This is a genomic window from Hydrogenophaga palleronii (assembly GCF_031457455.1).
Classification (GTDB): Bacteria; Pseudomonadota; Gammaproteobacteria; order Burkholderiales; family Burkholderiaceae_C; genus Hydrogenophaga; species Hydrogenophaga palleronii_A.
Genome location: NZ_JAVDWU010000001.1, coordinates 611,114 through 629,494 on the forward strand (window position 1 = coordinate 611,114; position 18,381 = coordinate 629,494).

An 18,381-nucleotide genomic window follows, 5' to 3' on the forward strand; every position below is an offset into this window, starting at 1 on the left:
TGGACCGCATGACCCAGAACCCGCCCGATTTCCCCTTGCGCGCGCTGTTTGAGGCGCAGCACGCCGCCAGCCGGGCACAGGTGGATGTGCCCCTGGCGCTGCGTCGCGACCGGCTCGCTCGACTGCGTGACCTGATCGAAACCCATGCTGAAGCCCTGTCCGAAGCGGTGGAGGCAGACTTTGGCGTTCGATCCCGTTCCTTGACTGAGGCCGCGGACCTGTTCGTCCTGCGAGCAGGAATGGCCCAGTTGCACAAGGAGTTGCCGCGCTGGATGAAGCGCCAGCGCGTGCGAACCCCTTTCTACCTGCTGCCCGCCAGAGGCTACCTGCAGCCCCAGCCGCTGGGTGTGGTCGGCGTGATTGGCCCTTGGAACTATCCCCTGCAGCTCACCCTGGGCCCGGCAGCCACGGCGCTGGCGGCGGGCAACCGCGTCATGCTCAAGCCCAGCGAGCTCACGCCGCAAAGCTCGGCGCTGATGGCATCCCTGGTGCGCCAGACCTTTGCCGCTGACGAGTTCTGCGTGATTCAGGGGGGAAGCGATGTGGCGCAGGCCTTCTCGCAGTTGCCCTTCGACCATCTCTTCTTCACGGGCTCAACGCAGGTGGGCCGGCAGGTGGCTGCGGCGGCTGCCGTCAATCTGACGCCCACCACCCTCGAACTGGGTGGCAAGTCGCCCTGCATCATTGACGCGTCTTGCGATTTGCACGACGCCGCGATCAAGATTGCGCACGGCAAGCTGCTCAATGCCGGTCAGACCTGCATTGCCCCGGACTATGTGATGCTGCCCAAGGGCATGGAGCCGGCATTTGAGACCGCCTACTGGGCTGCGGTGGCAAAACTGTTCCCCAGCATCGAGGGCAATCCGGACTACGCGTCCATCGTCAGCGAACGCCACCATGCCCGATTGCTGGCCCTGGTCGACGAGGCGTGCAAGCAGGGCGCCCGGGTGTCAGGCTGGGATGTCTCTCCGGCCAATGGCTCGACCAGGCGCCAGATGGCGCCCGCACTGGTGTTTGACGTGCCGCCCGGTGCGCGATTGATGACGGAAGAGATCTTTGGCCCCGTCCTGCCGGTGTTGTCGTACATCGATCTGGACGAAGCGATCGCCGCCATCAACGCCCGCCCACGCCCCTTGGCGCTTTACTGGTTTGGTCGCGAGGACGCCCACCGCGACAAGGTACTCATGCGTACCGTGAGCGGTGGCGTCAGTGTGAATGACACCCTCATGCATGTGGCTCATGAACAGTTGCCGTTCGGCGGCGTGGGTGAGAGCGGCTGGGGCGCCTACCACGGCAAAGCCGGCTTTCTGCGCTTCACCCAGCAGAAACCGGTGTTGGTGCAATCCAGGTTCGCCATGGGCCACCTGTTCTACCCACCCTACGGTGCGCGGTTTACACGGGTCATTGGCCTGATGAAACGCTGGCTCTGACAAAAGCCAGCAGCATTTTCACCTCAAGCGCCCGCTGAACTCTCTTCGTCGACATCGCCCGGCAACCTCAGTTCCGTCTCCTTGAGGTAGCCCCCGGCCTCCAGCGTGCTCGCCAGATCGTCGATGTCCTGGCCCAGCAGGGCCGAGAGTTCGAGACTGCTGCGTCGGCCATTGACCATCAGCAGCAGCGTGTGGGCCTCGCGACCCACCAGGTCGGGTCGTGTCAGCGCTTCCCATGCGCGGGGCGTCTTCATGAAACGTCGGATAGTGGTCATCTATTTTTCTCCCTGTGCCACTGGGGCACGGAGCCACTGTGTCAGAGGCTTGCATCCCTATCCGTAAGGTACCTGTCAGATATGACAGTGTGTTGACCGTTTGTCGCCCAACAAACATGATGGTGGCCGGCAGAACCTACCTCGGTCTTGTCAGCTGAACCTTGAGGTAGTCCAGAAAAGTCTGCGACGTGCGAGACAAGGTGCGACCCACCAGGGTCTGCACTTCGATATTGCGCAGATCCAGGCCGCGGTCCTTCAGCGGCATCGACACCAGTTCACCGCGTTCGATTTGTTCGCGCACGGAGATCTCTCCGCAGATCGTGATGCCCAGCTTCGAGTGGCGCAGGAAGCCCAGGAGGCCTGCAATGTAGCGACTGGTCAGCACCGGCTCGATCTGCAGGCGCTGTCGATGACAAGCGATGTCGAACAGCTGGCGCACCGTGGTGTCCTGCTCTGGCAATGCGAGCGGGTAGGCGGTCAGTTGCCGCAGGCTGATCTGCTTGAAGCGCACCAGCGGATGCGTGGGCCGCATCACAGCCCTGACCGGAGAAGGCTGGATGTGTTCGACCTTGATGTCCTTTTCTGCACCGCGACTCATGACGAGGCCGATATCGGCATCGCCCAGAAGAATGCGCCGCGTGCTCTCGGCGGGCGGGTGTACGCCCAGATGGAACTGGATGCCGGGATGCTGCGTCACGAACTCGCTGATCAAACGTGGAAGGAACTCCAACGAGAAGCCTTCGGTGGTGGCGATGCGCACGCGGCCCCGCTGCATGCCTTGAAGGGCCTGTACCTCGCCGACGATGCGCTCTGCATCGTGCGCAGATCGCAGGGCGTGGACAGCGAGCAGCTCGCCCGCCGCATTCGGCACCATGCCACGCGCATGACGGTCGAAAAGGCTCACCCCGAGAAGCGCCTCCAGTTGCGCGATGTGTCGGCTGATGGCCGAGCTGGCGACGTTGAGCCGTGCAGATGCCTCGCTGATCGACCCGCAACGAACGACCTCCAGGAAGTAGCGCAGCGCAGTGTCTTGCAGCTGCCGGGCAATGAGCTGGGATGTGGCCATGGCAGAGTTGATTATCGACGCGTGGACCACCCATCGTTCAGACGAGCCTTGCCTTTTTGGCATCGATGAGGTCGAAATTCTGTAAAGCTTGAAACGCTACCGAACCCTACTATTGCCCCGTCGGAGCGATTCTGTTCAACCTCTTTCAAGGAGCGTTTCATGGGGTATCTATCCACCACGCTGGTGCAGCGCGGACTTCTGGCAATGACTTTGGCTGTTGCCGCAGCGACGGCGTACGCCGGCAAGGCTAACGACACACTGACCTACGCGTCCGACAACGAGGTCGAGAACGTCAGCCCGTACCACAACAACATGCGCGAAGGCGTGATCCTGGCAGCCATGGCCTGGGACACGTTGATCTATCGCGACACCAGGACCGGTGAGTTCAAGCCGCAACTGGCCACCACCTGGAAGTGGGAGTCGCCCACGGCCTTGAACCTCACCCTGCGCCAGGGCGTGACGTTCCACAACGGCGACAAGTTCTCCGCCGACGATGTGGTCTACACCTTCAACGAAGTCACTGGCGCAGATGCCAAGATCGCAACGCGGCAGAACACCGACTGGATCAAGAGCGTCGAAAAACTTGGCGAGTACCAGGTGCGCATCCACCTGAAGACACCGTTCCCGGCCGCGCTCGAATACCTGGCCGGACCCACGCCGATCTACCCCGCAGCCTACTTCAAGAAGGTGGGGATCGAGGGCTACAGCAAGGCGCCGATCGGCACCGGCCCCTACAAGATCACCGCGGTCGTTCCTGGTCAGGGCGTGAATATGGTCAAGAACCCGGCCTACTTCAAGGACAGCCCGATCGGCCAGCCAAAGATCGGCAAAGTGAATTTCGTCGTCATCCGCGACCCTGAGGCGCGCATGGCACAGCTCATGACCGGTGCGGTCGACTGGATCTGGCGCGTGCCCGCGGACCAGGCCGAGTCGCTCAAGACCCTGCCCAACCTCACCGTGCTCAGTGGCGAGACCATGCGGGTGGGCTTCATCTCCATCAACAACCATGGCTCCACGCCTGAGTCCACACCTTTCAAGGACCCGCGAGTGCGCCAGGCGGTGAACATGGCGATCCATCGCGAGGGGCTCGCCAGCAGCCTGGTGCGAGGTGGCAGTCAGCCGGTGCACGCACCCTGCTTTCGCACCCAGTTCGGCTGCGAGACGGTCAAGGTCGTGAAGTACCCCTACGACCCGGTCAAGGCCAAAGCGCTGCTGGCCGAGGCTGGGTTCCCCAACGGGTTTGACACGGACCTCTGGGCCTATCGCGAGCGGGACTACGCAGAAGCCATGATTGGCGACCTGCGCAAGATTGGCATCCGTGCCCGTCTGCATTTCGTGCAGTATCCGGCGTTGCGCACAGAGGTTCGCTCCGGGCGTGCACCACTGAGCTTCCAGGCCTGGGGCTCTTACTCCATCAACGACGCCTCGGCCTTTACCGGCAACTTCTTCAAGGGCGGGGCGGACGACACGGCCAAGGACCCGCAGACCATCGATCTGCTGCAAGCCGCCGACACGACTGTGGACGCGGCGCAGCGCAAGGCCATGTACGCAAAGGCGCTGCAGCGCATCTCCGAGCAGGCCATGTGGGCACCGCTGTTCTCGTACTCGACCAACTACGCATTCACCTCGGACCTGCAGTTCGAGGCGCAGCCCGACGAGTTGCCGCGCTTCTTCATGGCCAGCTGGAAGTGACGCCAATCGAGCGAGGGCCCTTGCCATGCTGACCTACATCTTCCGGCGCCTGCTGGTGGCCCTCTCCGTCATGTTGACGGTGGCCGTCGTGAGCTTCATGTTGCTGCATTTGTCGGGTGACCTGGCAACGGCCATCGCCGGACCAGAGTCGAGCGCTGCCGACGTGGAGAAGATCCGCGTGCAGTACGGGCTCGACCGGCCGATCACCTCGCAGTTTTTCGACTGGCTGGGCGCCGCCTTGCGATTGGACTTCGGACGTTCGTTCTACTTCCAGGGCACCGTGATGGAGCTCATCGGCGAACGCCTTCCCATCACGCTGAAGCTCGGCGGCATGGCTTTGCTGCTGGCCGTGGTGGTGGCGATTCCGTTGGGCGTGCTGGCCGCAATCTATCGCGACACCTGGATCGACCGGCTGTCGCTGATGGTGGCGGTGGTGGGGCAGGCGATGCCCACATTCTGGTTCGCGCTCACGCTGGTCATCGTGTTCTCGGTCGGTCTCCAATGGCTGCCGGTGGCGGGCAATACGAGCTGGCAACACTTCGTCTTGCCGGCCGTGGCGCTGGGGTACTACGCCATGCCGGCGATCATGCGGCTCACACGCGCTGGCATGCTCGACGTGCTCGGCTCCGACTACATCCGAACGGCCCGGGCCAAGGGCCTGAGCCCGGCACGCGTGGTCTTCAAGCATGCCCTGCGCAACGCCATCATTCCGGTGGTGGCATTGGCTGCCGTGGAATTGGGCTTCATGCTCGGTGGCTCAGTGGTCATCGAGTCCGTTTATTCGATGCAGGGCCTGGGCCAGCTCGCGTGGGACTCGATCTCGCGCAACGATTACCCGGTGGTGCAGGCCGTGGTGCTGATCATCGCCGTGTTCTACATCGGCCTCACCTTCGTGGCCGATGTGCTCAACGCTGCGCTCGACCCGCGCATGCGCACGCGCTAAGGAAGCGGCATGAACACCACGACACTGTCGAACGATGCCGCGAGTTTTGCGGCACCCGCGCTGGCCTTGCCGCCTGCAACCGCCTGGCGGCGCCTGTTGCGCCGCGTGCTGGGGCAGCACGGTCTCACCATCGGCGCGGTGATCTTCGGATTGATCGCGCTGGCAGCGCTGTTCGCGCCCTGGCTCGCGCCCCACGACCCTTATGCGCAGGACGTCACGCGCCGCCTGATTCCACCGATCTGGCACGACAAGGGCTCGTGGGAGCACCTGCTCGGCACCGACAAGCTGGGGCGCGACTACCTGAGCCGCCTGCTGTTCGGTGCACGCGTGTCGCTGATCATCGGCTTGGTCACTGCGGTGATCGCCGGCGTGATCGGTACGACGCTGGGGGTGCTGGCTGGCTACTATGGCGGCCGCGTGGATGCGGTCATCAGCTACATCATCACCACGCGCCTGGCGATGCCGGTGGTGCTGGTGGCACTGGCCATGGCTTCACTGGTCGGTGGCTCGCTGCAGGTGGTGATCCTGCTGCTCGGCCTGCTGCTCTGGGACCGGTTTGCCATCGTCACGCGTTCGGCGACGCAGCAGCTGCGCGATGCCGAATTCATCTCCGCGGCCAAGGCGCTGGGAGCCTCCACGCCCTACATTCTTCTGCGCGAACTGCTGCCCAACCTCATGAGCGCGCTCACGGTGGTCGCCACGCTGGAGATGGCGCATGCCATCCTGCTCGAATCCACACTGTCCTTCCTCGGCCTGGGCGTGCAGCCGCCCACGCCGTCGTGGGGTCTGATGGTGGCTGAAGGCAAGGCCTACATGTTCTTTCAGCCCTGGGTGATCGTGATTCCGGGCGCGGTGCTGGCGCTGCTGGTGCTGTCGATCAACCTCGTGGGCGATGGCATTCGCGACCTGACGGCACCTGACGGCCGCAACTGAAGGATCACAACATGACGACACCATTGCTTGACGTGAAGAGCCTGCACGTCGACATTCCCACCGAACGCGGCATGCTGCATGCCGTGCGCGGCATTGATTTCCATGTGAACCGCGGTGAGATGCTGTGCCTGGTCGGCGAGTCCGGTTGCGGCAAGTCCATGACCTCGCTGGCGTTGATGGGCCTGCTGCCGCGCAAGGCGGTTCGCACGGCTGAGCACATCCGCTTCGATGGCGTTGACCTGCAGACCTTGCCGGAGAAGGGCATGGCCGCCCTGCGCGGCGCACGCATGGCGATGATCTTTCAGGAGCCGATGACCTCGCTCAACCCGTCTTACACGCTGGGCGACCAGCTTTGCGAGGCCTTGCGCGCGCATCGCAAGGTCAATGCCGCCGATGCGCGCGACCGCGCGGTGCACCTTCTTGAACGCGCTGGTGTACCGCAGGCGGCCGACCGGATGCGCCAGTACCCGCATCAGCTCTCGGGTGGGCTGCGCCAGCGCGTGATGATCGCCATGGCCCTGATGTGCGGCCCCGACCTGATCATCGCGGACGAACCCACCACCGCCCTCGACGTGACCATACAGGCGCAGATCCTGCGACTGATCCGGGAGCTGCAGAGGGAGTTCGGTACGGCAGTCGTTTTCATCACGCACGACCTCGGTGTGGTGGCCCGCATCGCCGACCGCGTGGCTGTGATGTACGCCGGCGAGGTGATCGAGACCGCACCCGTGGCCGAGCTTTTCGCCCGGCCCACCCACCCTTACACGCGCGGCCTGCTCAACTGCATTCCGGTGCGCGGCAAGACCTTGCCCGGCAGCCACCTGCAGGCCATTCCCGGTGTGGTACCGAGCCTGATCGGTGACGTGCAGGGCTGCGCTTTTGCCAACCGTTGCACCGAGGTGCAATCCGCCTGTGCACAAACGTCGCCCTATGTGATGCTGAACCAGCGACATGCCGTGCGCTGCGTGGCAGCCCGCGCCGAACTGGCGGAGGCGGCATGAATAACATCGTGCAACCCAGGCCTGCCGTGCCTGATGACGACATCGCACTTGAGCTGTGCGCGCTGACGCGCATCTACAAGCTCAAGCGCGGCCTGTTCCGTGCGCCGGGCGAGATCCGGGCGGTCAACGACGTGTCGCTGCGCATCCGCAAGGGTGAAACGCTGGGCCTGGTCGGTGAGTCGGGCTGCGGCAAGAGCACGCTGGCCAAAATGCTGCTGGGCCTGCTGGCGCCGACATCGGGCAACGTGCTGATCAACGGTCGGGAGATCGATCCGGGTCAACGCAAGGCGCTGGCCCGCGCGGTACAGCCGATCTTCCAGGACCCATACTCATCGCTGAATCCGCGCCGTACCGTGGCCGACATCGTTGGCGTTCCGTTGTGGCTGCACCAAATCGGTACGCCGGCTGAGCAGCGCCAACGCGTGAGGGACATGCTGGACCTGGTCGGCATGCCCGAGCGCACGCACGGCCAGTACCCGAATCAACTCTCCGGCGGGCAGCGTCAGCGTGTCGCCATTGCGCGTGCGCTGGTCTTGCGCCCCGACATCCTGATCTGCGACGAGCCGACGTCGGCCCTCGATGTGTCGGTGCAAGCGCAGATCCTGAATCTGTTGCTCGACCTGAAGGCGGAGTTTGGCCTGACCTATCTCTTCATCAGCCACGACCTCGGCGTTGTCGAGCACCTGGTTGATCGCGTTGCAGTGATGCACCAGGGCAGCATCGTCGAAAGCGGAACCCGTGAGCAGATATTCGCACGACCCGCACACCCCTACACCCGCATGCTGCTCGCATCCGCGCTCACGCCCGAGCCCGGCCTGGGCATACCCGACATCGAACGCGATCTGCCGCTCCCCGTCGCCTGATCCGTCGTTCACCCACCCCTTTCTTCCGAGACTTTTCCATGAGCCGTCACCAAGCCGTTACACAGGCGCTGGCCTGTTTCGACGACGGTCGCTTCCAGCAGACGCTGGCGCGCCGCGTCGCCTTTCGCACCGAGAGCCAGGACGCCACCAGCGGCCCGATCCTGCAGTCCTACCTGGACGACGAGATCGCGCCGCAGCTCCAGGCGCTGGGTTTCGTCTACCGCGTTGTCGGCAATCCCATTCCGGGCAAGAGCCCCTTTTTGCTTGCCGAACGCATCGAGCCTGGCGCGTCCTTCACGCTGCTGACCTATGGCCACGGTGACGTTGTGCGCGGTTACGACGCGCAGTGGCGCGAAGGGTTGAAGCCATGGGAGCTCGTCGTCGAAGGCAACCGTTGGTACGGTCGCGGCATCGCCGACAACAAGGGTCAGCACACCATCAACCTCACGGCACTGGAGCAGGTGATCGCGGTGCGTGGTGGCAAGCTCGGTTACAACGTGAAGATCATCCTGGAGATGGGCGAAGAGGACGGCTCACCGGGTCTGAACGAAGTCTGCGTGCAACACCGCAAGTCGCTGGCGGCCGACGTGTTCATTGCGTCCGACGGTCCACGCGTTTCGGCCTCGCGTGCGACCATGTTCCTTGGCTCGCGGGGTGTCTTCAACTTTGATCTGCACCTGAAGCTGCGTGAAGGCGGCCACCATTCCGGCAACTGGGGTGGCCTGCTGCGCAACCCCGGAATCCGGCTGGCCCATGCCATTGCCAGCCTGGTCGATGCCAAGGGCAAGATCCTCGTTCCCGGCTTGCTACCGCGCGAACTGCCGGACAGTGTGCGCCGTGCGCTCAAAGATATCGCGGTGGGTGGCGATGTGAATGACCCCGAGATTGATCCGGACTGGGGCGAGCCAGGCCTGTCGGCATCGGAACGCGTCATCGGGTGGAACAGCCTCGAAGTGCTGGCTTTCATCACCGGCAACCCGGCCATGCCGGTGCATGCTATCCCGTCGGATGCACGTGCGCATTGCCACATGCGCTACGTCGTCGGCAGCGACCACATCCGATTTCTCGAACACATCCGCCAGCACCTGGACGCGCACGGCTTCGACGATGTCGAACTGCGCGGCACCGACGTGCACATGGCCGCCACACGGCTTGATCCGGACGATGCGTGGGTGCGCTGGGGCATGGCTTCGATTGAACGCAGCACCGGTGTGCGCCCGGCGCTCTTGCCCAACCTGGGTGGCTCGCTGCCGAACGAGGTCTTTGCGGAAACGCTGAGCCTTCCGACGCTGTGGGTGCCTCATTCGTACCCGGCATGTTCGCAGCATGCGCCCAACGAACACATCCTGGCCGACGTGACGCGAGAGGCGCTGCACATCATGGCCGGTCTGTTCTGGGACCTGGCCGAAGAAGGACCGGGCGTCTTCAAGAGTCGCCCATGAGCGCGCCGGATCTCGAAGCTGCTATCGCCTGGCTTGCCAACCAGCGCGGGGCCATGCAGACGGCGCTGGCCACCCTGGTCGACATCGACTCCAACAGCCACGACAAGGCCGGGACCGACCGGGTGGCCGAGGCCATGCGAGGCTGGCTGCTCGCTGATGACATCGAGGCCGAGCATCATGCCGATCCTGCCGACGGTGATGTGCTGCTCGCACGGCTGCCTGGCGCGTTGCCATTGGCGTCGCCTGTTGTGCTGATGGGCCACCGCGACACGGTGTTCCCGACGGGTACCGTGCTGAAGCGCCCTTGGCACGTCGAAGGTGATCGCGGCTACGGACCTGGGGTCGCCGACATGAAGTCGGGCCTGGTGTTGCAGTGTTTTGTGCTGATGGCGTTGCGGCGGGTGGCACCATTGCCGTTTCCGGTGCTCGGCCTGTTCACCGCCGACGAAGAAATCGGCTCGCAACGCGGACGCATTGCTATCGAGGCGCATGCGCGCGCCGCGCGGGCCGCGTTCAACGCCGAGCCCGGGCGCGTCAGTGGCAACCTCGTCACCGCGCGCAAGGGCGGCGCCAATTTCGTCATCGACGTCACCGGCCGCGCCGCACATGCCGGCATGAACCACGCCGACGGGGCGAGCGCCATCGAAACTCTGGCACGCAAGATCCGGGCGCTGCATGCGCTGACCGATTACGCTGCCGGTATCACCGCCAATGTGGGCCTCGTCAGTGGCGGCCTGTCAAGCAACACCGTGGCGCCCTCGGCCCAGGGAAAACTTGACGTGCGCTTCTGCACACAGGCACAGCGCGAGACGCTGTTCGCGCGCATCCGGGACATCGTGGCTGAGCCAGGTGTTGCAGGAACGGTGGCAACGGTCACGCAAACGTCGGAGTTCCTGCCGCTCGAACCAAGGTGGAGCGAGGACCTGCTTGTGCGCTACCAGGCAAGCGCCGCACGCGTCGGCTTCGCGGTGGATGGTGAGTTCACCGGCGGCTGCTCTGACGCGGGCTTCACCGCCTCGCTGGGCATTCCGACGCTGTGCGGCGTCGGGCCAGTGGGGGCCAAGGCGCACACCGAGCAGGAGTACTGCTGCCTCGACACCCTGGTGCCGCGCGCACAAGCATTGCTCGCCACCATCGTCGGGCTTTCCACTCAAGTCGCGGCGTCAGCGGATAGATAGGGCGTTGGTCACGATGTAATTGCCCCTTCACATGCTTTCAGAGGTTCGTGATGGCCTGGGTTCTTGGAAATGCTCAGAACGGAGACGACAAATGCAACTTCGTGGCTAGGGCATGCTGGCTCCACCGCGTGGGCGGGTGGCCCACTGCCGCCTTGAACATCGCGCTGAATGCGCTGTCGCTGGTGTAGCCGGTGGCAGCGGCCACCTGGCTGACAGACGCCCCACGTGCCAGCAAAGGCAGCGCATGGGCCAGCACCGCCTGTTGGCGCCACTCCTGGTAGGTGGTGCTCAACTCTTCGCGAAACAACCGTGTCATCGTGCGCTCGCTGGCCCCCGCATTGGCGGCCCACTGCGCCAGGGTGGCGCGCTCGCCGGGCGCACGCAGCACCGCCTCGCACAGCGCTCTCAGGCGCTTGTCATGGGGCAGCGGTACGCCCAGTTGCTGGGTGTCGGCATGGGCCAGCTCGTCCAGCACCAGCCCAGTCAGCAAGCGGTCGCGGGCGGGCTCGGAAGCGCGGCGTGTGTCAGCGTCCATGGCCTGCACCAGCTCGCGCAGCAGTGGTGAAACGCGGATCATGCGGCAGGACATCCCTGCACAATGCCTCGCGCGGGCATGGATGTACAGGGTGCGCAACTCTGCCGCTTCACGCACCGTGACCGCGTGGCGGGTGTTCGGCGGAATCCACACCGCGCGGGACGGTGGCACGATGAAGGTCACGGCCTGCCGGCCTTCGTCTTCCGGCGCCACCATGACCTGCACGATGCCCGTGGCGCAATACGCCAGCTGGCCCCATGGGTGCCGATGGAGTTCGAAGTGGGTGTCTGCACTGAGCGAGCGTGCCCGCACCCGCACAGGGCGGGCCTCGTCGGGGGTGAAACTGTCGGTGTCGCCCAGCGGCGTCGGTCTGGGCTGGCGCAAGGATCTAGGTAGGCGAGGCGAGGGCATGGCGGAGGGGTGAAATGCGGTTTGGCGGGAAATCGACGAAACATGTCAGATCGTCGCCATTCGGCGAGTCCGGTCGAGTCTACGATCACGCCATGTCTTCATCAAGTCCCGCCCACGTCCTCCCTGCCAGCGGCCTGGTTCCCCTGCGTCAAGACGCCAGTCTGATCGGTCTGGTGGGGCTCGCGCACATGATCAGCCACTTCAGCCAGTTGCTGCTTGCGCCGCTGTTCCCCTGGCTGAAAGACGCGTTCGACGCCAGCTACGCCGAGCTGGGCTTTTTGATGACGATCTTTTTCGTCACCTCATGTGCTGTTCAGACTGCATCCGGTTTTGTCGTCGATCGCTTCGGACCGCGCCCGGTCCTGTTTGCGGGCCTGTCGCTCCTGGGGGTGGCTGCCTTTGGCTTTGCCGCCAGCACCAGCTACGCCATGCTGGCGGCCTTTGCGGTGGTGGCCGGCCTTGGTAACGGCGTGTTCCATCCGGTGGATTACACCTTGCTCAATCGCAAGGTCAGTGCCCCCCGGCTGGGCCATGCCTACAGCGTGCATGGCATCACCGGTAGCCTGGGCTGGGCGCTGGCGCCCGCCATGCTGGTGCCCATTGCCCTGGCGTATTCCTGGCGGGCGGCATTGGTGAGTGCCGGGGTGCTGGCTTTTGTGGTGTTGGGCGTGCTGTGGATGCACCGGGAACGCTTGAGCCTGCCGGCTGCACCGCCGCCAGAGCGCAGCGCGACTGGCCAGACGGCCGCAGAGAGTTCATTGGCTTTTCTTCGCATCCCGGCGGTGTGGATGTGTTTCGCTTTCTTTTTCTTTTACGCCATGTCTCTCAGCGTGGTGCAGGCCTTCGCCCCGGAGGCCGCGCGCCAGTTGCACGCCGTTCCGCTGGCTCTGGTGGCGGTCTGCCTGACCACTTACATGCTCTGCGCGGCAGGGGGGATGGTGGTGGGCGGGTTCTTGGCGGCCGATCCGACCCGCTGCGAAAAAGTGGTGGGGGTGGGCTTTGGCATTGCGGCGGGCATTGCCTTGTTGCTTGCGCTGGGCAAGCTGCCGGCGATGGCGGTGCCCGTGCTGTTCGGCGCCATGGGGTTTGCGGCGGGCATCGCCGGTCCGTCCCGCGATCTGCTGGTCAAGCGGTCCACACCCGAGAACGCCACCGGTCGCGTCTATGGCGTGGTGTATTCAGGTCTGGACATCGGGCAGGCGATCTCGCCGCTGATCTTTGGGTTGATGATGGACCAGGGCCTGTTCCGAGGTGTTCTGATCGGGCTGGCGGTGGTGCAGGGTGTGCTGATCGTGAGCGCGTTCAACGTGCGCCGCGTCAGGCGCACCGCGCTGGCCGTGGTCTGAGCAGCACACACCGGGCAGGCATCCCCTTCAGTCTGAGGTCTTTCGATTGAATTTGCGCCCCGGTCCAAGGCGGTGTGGGCTGAAATTTTTTCTGCGGCACCGCTGCCCAACCTTCCAGAAGGTATAACTGCGGCTTGTCCATTTTCCGATCGTCCGGCAGATTTCTGCAGACCGACAATGACGGCGCGTCCCCGATTGCTCCAACAGTGTTTTCAACAAGCGCTCACAGAAGCCCCTGAGATGCTGGGCCGCTGCATGGAAGTGGCCATTGCCGACCTGCAGGTCGCCGAGAACAAGGGCACGGACACGGCCATGCGCGACCGCGTGGCCCGGGCTTGGTGGCTTCTGCTGCAGAACAAGGCTCAATGGTCGAAGGCCTTTCCGCAGCGCTTGCGGGAGGCGTTCGAGGGTGCGCCGGGCGATACCCAGCTCTCCCGCCCTGCCACGCTCTCCGAGTCGGTCATGCTCTCCCTGGTCGACGAAGACGTGGTGAACGAATCGCTGGAGTCTGCGCGCCTGCTGCAGAGCATCCAGCCAACGCTTGAGCAGGAACTGGCGGTGCTCGATGCGCTGATGAGCTCGCTCATTGGCGAGGGAACGGTCCGAGCCGAGCTGAACCCCCTTCGGCCTTCGGTGTTCATACGGGCGTTGCGCGATCTGATGTCCAACGACGAGCCCGACTCTGAAATCAGGGGTTTGTGGCTGCGCCATTTTGGGCCGCCGCTGGGGCGTGAACTCAAGAAGATGTATGAGAACCTGGCCGTGATGCTGCAGCGCGCCAATGTGCGCGAGGCGGGTTACCGGGTTCGGCTCGCGCCTCAGGGTAAGCGGGCGGTGCGCGCCGGCATCGCAGAAGAAGGTTCCCAATGGGGCAAGCTCCCCGAGCAGGACGGGATGGGCGGACGGCTCTCCGGCGGCGCACCGCTGGATTACCCTGCCTATGATCTGCCACCCATGCCGCACCTGGGGCGCCTGCAGTCCGGTGTTGAGCATCGCGTGTTTCACGATTTTCTCGAACACGGTCACAGCCGCTACGAACGTCCCCTGGAAGGTGGCTATTACCAGCAGGTGGAGCGGGAGTTGCGGGAGGTGGAGCGGTCTGCTCCTGCAGAGCCGATTGATGAACAGGTGCTGCAGCAGCAGCGCATGCAGTACCGCGATGTCACGGCTGTGGACCGGCCTGCTCGCGAAGTGGGCATTGGCAGCGAACTCAGCCCCCAGGAATGGGGTGACTTCGCGGCCGCTCATGAGCGTTCCAAGCTGCTCTTGCAGCTCAAGCAGAAGGCGCAGAAAGTCAGCCAGGCCGTTGGCCTTGACGTGGTGCGCACCCTGGTCAACCAGGTGGCCAGCGACCCGCTGCTGCTGGCACCGGTGCGCGAAGCGGTGGTGGCCCTGGAGCCTGCACTGCTGCGCCAGGCGATGGCCAATCCGCGATTCTTCAGCGAGGACGAACACCCTGCAAGGCGCCTGATCGAGAGCGTTGCCCAGCGCAGCTTCAAATACAACGACGAGTTCGCGAGCGAGTTTGATCGGTTTTTCCAACCGGTACAGCAGGCATTTCGCGAACTCAATGCATCGGAACAGGCCGATTCCACTGCCTTTGCCGACCTCCTCGACCACCTGGAAGAGAGCTGGCAAGCGCAAGACCAGGCCGATCTGCAGCAGCAGGACCAGGGCCTGCAATCGGTTCGGTACGCAGAGGCGCGCCAGGCACTGGCCGACCAGATCGCCTGGGATATCAGCCAGCGCGCGGACATCGACCATGCGCCAGGCGTGATTCTGGATTTTCTCTACGGCCCATGGTCGCTGGTGATCGCCTCGGCCCAGCTCAACGACCAGACGCAGCACCACGATCCGGGGGGCTACAAGAAGGTGGTCTCCCACCTGCTCTGGAGCGTCAAGAAGGAAGTGACACTCAAGCGGCCGGCCAAGCTGTTCGAGATCCTTCCCAAGATGCTCAGTACCCTGCACGAGGGGCTGGACATGCTGGGCCAGACCCGTGAAGAGACCCAGCCATTCTTTGACGCTTTGATGCGTCTGCACGAGCCGGTGCTGGGCCTGCGCCGTGCCCGCACCCGCAGCGATGCCGGCTCTTCTGACCCGGTGCCGCTGGAAGGTTCGTCAAAGTCCATGGAGCTGGACGAGACCCTGCCTGCCACGCCCGAACAGCGCAAACCCCGTCAGTCTGGTCAGCCCTGGCTTGGGCGGCGTGAGCTTGACGCAGCCGGGTTCGAGGACACGCTGCCGACCGATTACGCCGATCTCGCCGAAAGCCAGGCCGCCGCCCAGGCCCATCAGGCCGACGAGCAGGCCATGGTGCAGGCGGCCATGGCGGAAAGCCAGGAAGCGATTGATCCGGCGATGGTGCTGGCCGGACTGCGCGAAGGCGACTGGGTGGATCTGAATTCCCGACGCGAGTGGCTGCGGGCGCAACTGATCTGGGCCAGCAGCAAAGGCACGCTGTTCATGTTCGTCAGCAGGGGCGGGCGACCGCATTCCATGACCAAACGCAGCTGCGAGCGGCTGATCGCCAATCGCCTGTTGCGCCCCATCGAGTCGCGCAGCGTGGTGCAGAAGGCCATCACGGCCATGGCCCGTGACGCGGCCCCGTCTTCAGAACCTGAGCCGGCCTGATCCTTAGGACAAACCCGTCGCGACCTCTCAAGGCGCGAGATCGACCCCTGGCGATTGACCGCCGGTAGCTCAGGAACAGCCGTCTGGAACCTCGAGTGCTCAGGGATGGTCGGCATGACCGACAACCCTCATGAACGTCATCGATTCCCGGGTATAAATTCGAATCCCCTACCTTCGCATTGAGCCAGTCTCCCGCCATGTTGGTCACATCTCCGCTGCTGTCGCAGTGCTTGAAGGAAGCACTGCAGCAATCCCCCGAACTCCTCGGGCGTTGCCTGGACGATGCCGTGACCTCCCTCAAAGCCCTGGCCGGGCAAGGGCGCGAAGTGGTGGTGCACGACGCGTCTTCCAAGGTCTGGTGGGACCTGCTTCAGAACAAGGCCGACTGGTGCCTTGCCTATGCCCACCTCCTGCGCGAAGCCTTCTCTGCTGGCCAGCATGGCAATCAAGGGCCCGACAAGGCGCTTCACCTGCATGCCTCCAAGCACGAACTGGCGCTGGAAGACGAACAAGCGGTCAACGAATGGCTGGACGCGGCGCGGCTGTTGCAGGAGTTGCAGACGGCGGTGGAGCAGGATCTGGCGGCCCTTGACGCCCGCCTGAGCTCCCTCAGCGGGCAGGGCGCCATTCTTGTCGAAAACACACCTTTGCGGCCTTCGGTTTTCATGGGCGTGCTGCGCGACCTGATGGCGTCGCTCGAACCAAGCCCTGGGGTGCGGGCGGTCTGGCTACGCCACATTGCGCCCACGCTGGGCCTTGAGCTGCGACGCCTGTATCAGCATCTGGCGCTCATGCTGCAGCGTGCCACCAAGGAACAGGTGAGCTATCGCGTGCGTCTGGTTGAAGCGCCTCAACCCGCCCCGCCACCGCGCCGCGACTTGCTGGGCGACGATTCTGGTCTGGCGGGCAGAGGCGATGCGGGTTCCGCCGCTGCAAAGCCGGCGCGGCTGGTGCTGCCGACCATGGTTGCTCTGGCCCGCGCCAAGTCAGAAGTGAGCCAGGCGATTCTGCTGGCATTCCTGCAGCACGGCGGTGTGCCCTTCGCGCGGGCGCTGTCTGACGACTACTTTGAACAGGTGAAGCAGGAACTGGCGCAACTGGACGAACACGTGGCATTGCCGGTGCTCAGCGAAGTGGTGGACCATGCGCACCGCGATCAGGCCCTGCCTGCCGTGGACCGTTCCGCGCGCGAGGTCGACATCGATTCGCGGCTCAACGCCACAGATTGGGGTGTGTTCGCCGATCCCCGTGAGCGCGCCCGTGTGGTTCTGAAACTCAAGCTGAAGGCCGAACGTGTGGCCCAGGCCATGGGCATCGACGTGGTGCGTCGGCTGGTGAACCAGGTGGCCCGCGATCCGTTGTTGCTGGCACCAGTGCGCGAGGCCATGGTGGCCGTCGAGCCCGCCCTGCAGCGGCTGGCGCTGGTGCAACCGCGATTCTTCAGCGAGGCCGACCACCCGGCCCGACGTCTGGTGGAAAGCGTGGCCCAGCGTTCCTTCAAATACAACGACGAATTTGCTTCCGAATTCGGCGATTTCATGCAGCCGGTGCGCCTGGCGTTCAACCTGCTCAACGAATCAGCGACCGAGGACCCCAAGATCTTTGCCGACGTGTTGACCGCCATGCGTGAACTCTGGGACAACCAGGACCAGCGCGAGAAGGTGCTCAAGGATCAGCGCTTGCGCGCCATGCGCTTTGCCGACGAGCGCCAGGCACTGGCCGACCACTTCACCCGCGAACTCGGCCAGCAGGCGGATCTTGAAGGCGTGCCCGGCTTCATCGTGGACTTTCTGAGCAGAATCTGGTCGCTGGTGATCGCCTCTGCCCGCCTCACCCACCCCAACGGTGGCGACGACCCGGGCGGCTACCGCGCCGCCGTGGACCCGCTGCTCTGGTGTGGGCGCAAAGAAGTCGTCATGCGCCGCCCGGCCCAACTTTTTGAAATCCTGCCCGATCTGATCCAGACCCTGCACAACGGGCTCGACATGCTGGGCATGACCAAGGACGAAACGAAGCCGTTCTTCGACGCGCTCATGCGCCTGCACGAGCCCGTGCTGGGCGCTCGCCGTGCCCGGGTGCGGCACGATGGCACGATCTCCGGCCCCACGCCGCTGGATTCTTCGATGTCGATGGACCTCGACGAGACCTTGCCCGCCACGTCGGAGCAATTGCGCCTGCGCGAAGCCGAAGAACCCTGGCTGGACCGCAGCGAACTCCATGCGGCCGGCTTCGAAGAAGCACCCTCGACCGACTTTGGTGAACTGTCGGACTTTCCCTCGGACGATGGGGGCGACGACGACGTGCCGCCGGTGGGTGCACCGATGTCGGACCAGGACGCCGAGGGGGTGCTGGCTCAGCTGCGCGTGGGCGACTGGATCGACCTGTGCTCCCACGGCGAGTGGCTGCGCGCCCAGATGATCTGGGCCAGCGCACGCGGCACTCTGTTCATGTTCACCAGCAGCGGTGGTCGCGCGCACTCCATGAGCAGGCGCAGCTGCATCAAGCTGATCCGCCGCCGCTGGCTGCGCCCGGTGGACACCCATGCCGTGGTGCAGATGGCCATCCAGGCCATTGCCGACACCGGCGACAACGGCGGTCCTGCAGGCGAAGCCCGCTGATCGGTCCCCGTGCG

14 protein-coding genes are annotated in these 18,381 nt (G+C 64.5%); 11 read left to right on the forward strand and 3 right to left on the reverse strand.

Annotation, left to right across the window (positions count from 1 at the left end; all coding sequences use genetic code 11):
- The first annotated feature begins 8 nt into the window (after positions 1-8).
- Positions 9-1,430 carry a coniferyl aldehyde dehydrogenase gene (locus J2W49_RS02870; RefSeq protein ID WP_405000983.1) on the forward strand — a complete coding sequence of 474 codons (1,422 nt, stop codon included), beginning with the start codon at positions 9-11 and terminating at the stop codon, positions 1,428-1,430.
- 23 nt (positions 1,431-1,453) lie between these two features.
- Here J2W49_RS02870 and J2W49_RS02875 read toward each other — a convergent pair whose 3' ends face one another.
- Together J2W49_RS02875 and J2W49_RS02880 are read right to left on the reverse strand one after the other, a co-directional pair.
- Positions 1,454-1,705, reverse strand: coding sequence for a hypothetical protein (locus tag J2W49_RS02875; protein WP_310311411.1), 252 nt, complete (start codon positions 1,703-1,705; stop codon positions 1,454-1,456).
- A 136-nt stretch (positions 1,706-1,841) separates the two neighbouring features.
- A complete protein-coding gene (locus J2W49_RS02880) occupies positions 1,842-2,771 on the reverse strand; it encodes a LysR family transcriptional regulator (protein WP_310311412.1) in 930 nt (309 codons plus the stop codon).
- Between the two features lie 204 nt (positions 2,772-2,975).
- On the opposite strand from J2W49_RS02880, the gene J2W49_RS02885 reads away from it, so the two are divergent.
- The 7 genes from J2W49_RS02885 to J2W49_RS02915 are packed head-to-tail and all read left to right on the forward strand — an operon-like array spanning position 2,976 to position 10,823.
- Positions 2,976-4,463: an ABC transporter substrate-binding protein gene (locus tag J2W49_RS02885; protein WP_405000984.1), complete on the forward strand. Its 1,488-nt coding sequence runs from the start codon at positions 2,976-2,978 to the stop codon at positions 4,461-4,463.
- A gap of 25 nt (positions 4,464-4,488) precedes the next feature.
- Positions 4,489-5,406, forward strand: a complete 918-nt coding sequence (locus tag J2W49_RS02890; RefSeq protein ID WP_310311414.1) for an ABC transporter permease — start codon at positions 4,489-4,491, stop codon at positions 5,404-5,406.
- 9 nt (positions 5,407-5,415) lie between these two features.
- A complete protein-coding gene (locus J2W49_RS02895) occupies positions 5,416-6,339 on the forward strand; it encodes an ABC transporter permease (RefSeq protein ID WP_310311415.1) in 924 nt (307 codons plus the stop codon).
- An 11-nt stretch (positions 6,340-6,350) separates the two neighbouring features.
- A complete protein-coding gene (locus tag J2W49_RS02900; protein WP_310311416.1) occupies positions 6,351-7,340 on the forward strand; it encodes an ABC transporter ATP-binding protein in 990 nt (329 codons plus the stop codon).
- Positions 7,337-8,203, forward strand: a complete 867-nt coding sequence (locus J2W49_RS02905) for an ATP-binding cassette domain-containing protein (protein WP_310311417.1) — start codon at positions 7,337-7,339, stop codon at positions 8,201-8,203. The genes J2W49_RS02900 and J2W49_RS02905 overlap by 4 nt, the downstream gene beginning before the upstream one ends.
- Positions 8,204-8,241: 38 nt before the next feature.
- Positions 8,242-9,645, forward strand: a complete 1,404-nt coding sequence (locus tag J2W49_RS02910) for a M20 family metallopeptidase (protein WP_310311418.1) — start codon at positions 8,242-8,244, stop codon at positions 9,643-9,645.
- The gene (locus J2W49_RS02915) at positions 9,642-10,823 is read left to right on the forward strand and encodes a M20 family metallopeptidase (RefSeq protein WP_310311419.1); all 1,182 of its coding nucleotides are present in this window, start codon (positions 9,642-9,644) and stop codon (positions 10,821-10,823) included. The genes J2W49_RS02910 and J2W49_RS02915 overlap by 4 nt, the downstream gene beginning before the upstream one ends.
- A 73-nt stretch (positions 10,824-10,896) precedes the next feature.
- On the opposite strand, the gene J2W49_RS02920 is transcribed toward J2W49_RS02915, so the two are convergent.
- The gene (locus tag J2W49_RS02920) at positions 10,897-11,769 is read right to left on the reverse strand and encodes an AraC family transcriptional regulator (protein ID WP_310311421.1); all 873 of its coding nucleotides are present in this window, start codon (positions 11,767-11,769) and stop codon (positions 10,897-10,899) included.
- A gap of 92 nt (positions 11,770-11,861) precedes the next feature.
- On the opposite strand from J2W49_RS02920, the gene J2W49_RS02925 reads away from it, so the two are divergent.
- From J2W49_RS02925 to J2W49_RS02935, 3 genes are all read left to right on the forward strand, one after another.
- Entirely contained in the window at positions 11,862-13,115 is a 1,254-nt protein-coding gene (locus J2W49_RS02925) for an MFS transporter (RefSeq protein ID WP_310311423.1), read from the forward strand.
- 177 nt (positions 13,116-13,292) lie between these two features.
- Entirely contained in the window at positions 13,293-15,749 is a 2,457-nt protein-coding gene (locus J2W49_RS02930) for a DUF1631 family protein (RefSeq protein WP_310311425.1), read from the forward strand.
- 197 nt (positions 15,750-15,946) lie between these two features.
- Positions 15,947-18,367: a DUF1631 family protein gene (locus tag J2W49_RS02935; RefSeq protein WP_310311427.1), complete on the forward strand. Its 2,421-nt coding sequence runs from the start codon at positions 15,947-15,949 to the stop codon at positions 18,365-18,367.
- The last annotated feature ends 14 nt before the right edge of the window (positions 18,368-18,381 follow it).

Excerpts from the sequence above, each read along its gene's own strand:
- J2W49_RS02910 (WP_310311418.1), top strand. The coding sequence starts at position 8,242 with ATGAGCCGTCACCAAGCCGTTACACAGGCGCTGGCCTGTTTCGACGAC.
- J2W49_RS02925 (WP_310311423.1), top strand. The coding sequence starts at position 11,862 with ATGTCTTCATCAAGTCCCGCCCACGTCCTCCCTGCCAGCGGCCTGGTT.
- J2W49_RS02930 (WP_310311425.1), top strand. The coding sequence starts at position 13,293 with ATGACGGCGCGTCCCCGATTGCTCCAACAGTGTTTTCAACAAGCGCTC.
- J2W49_RS02885 (WP_405000984.1), top strand. The coding sequence starts at position 2,976 with ATGACTTTGGCTGTTGCCGCAGCGACGGCGTACGCCGGCAAGGCTAAC.
- J2W49_RS02870 (WP_405000983.1), top strand. The coding sequence starts at position 9 with ATGACCCAGAACCCGCCCGATTTCCCCTTGCGCGCGCTGTTTGAGGCG.
- J2W49_RS02895 (WP_310311415.1), top strand. The coding sequence starts at position 5,416 with ATGAACACCACGACACTGTCGAACGATGCCGCGAGTTTTGCGGCACCC.
- J2W49_RS02905 (WP_310311417.1), top strand. The coding sequence starts at position 7,337 with ATGAATAACATCGTGCAACCCAGGCCTGCCGTGCCTGATGACGACATC.
- J2W49_RS02875 (WP_310311411.1), bottom strand. The coding sequence starts at position 1,705 with ATGACCACTATCCGACGTTTCATGAAGACGCCCCGCGCATGGGAAGCG.
- J2W49_RS02935 (WP_310311427.1), top strand. The coding sequence starts at position 15,947 with ATGTTGGTCACATCTCCGCTGCTGTCGCAGTGCTTGAAGGAAGCACTG.
- J2W49_RS02890 (WP_310311414.1), top strand. The coding sequence starts at position 4,489 with ATGCTGACCTACATCTTCCGGCGCCTGCTGGTGGCCCTCTCCGTCATG.
- J2W49_RS02880 (WP_310311412.1), bottom strand. The coding sequence starts at position 2,771 with ATGGCCACATCCCAGCTCATTGCCCGGCAGCTGCAAGACACTGCGCTG.
- J2W49_RS02920 (WP_310311421.1), bottom strand. The coding sequence starts at position 11,769 with ATGCCCTCGCCTCGCCTACCTAGATCCTTGCGCCAGCCCAGACCGACG.
- J2W49_RS02915 (WP_310311419.1), top strand. The coding sequence starts at position 9,642 with ATGAGCGCGCCGGATCTCGAAGCTGCTATCGCCTGGCTTGCCAACCAG.
- J2W49_RS02900 (WP_310311416.1), top strand. The coding sequence starts at position 6,351 with ATGACGACACCATTGCTTGACGTGAAGAGCCTGCACGTCGACATTCCC.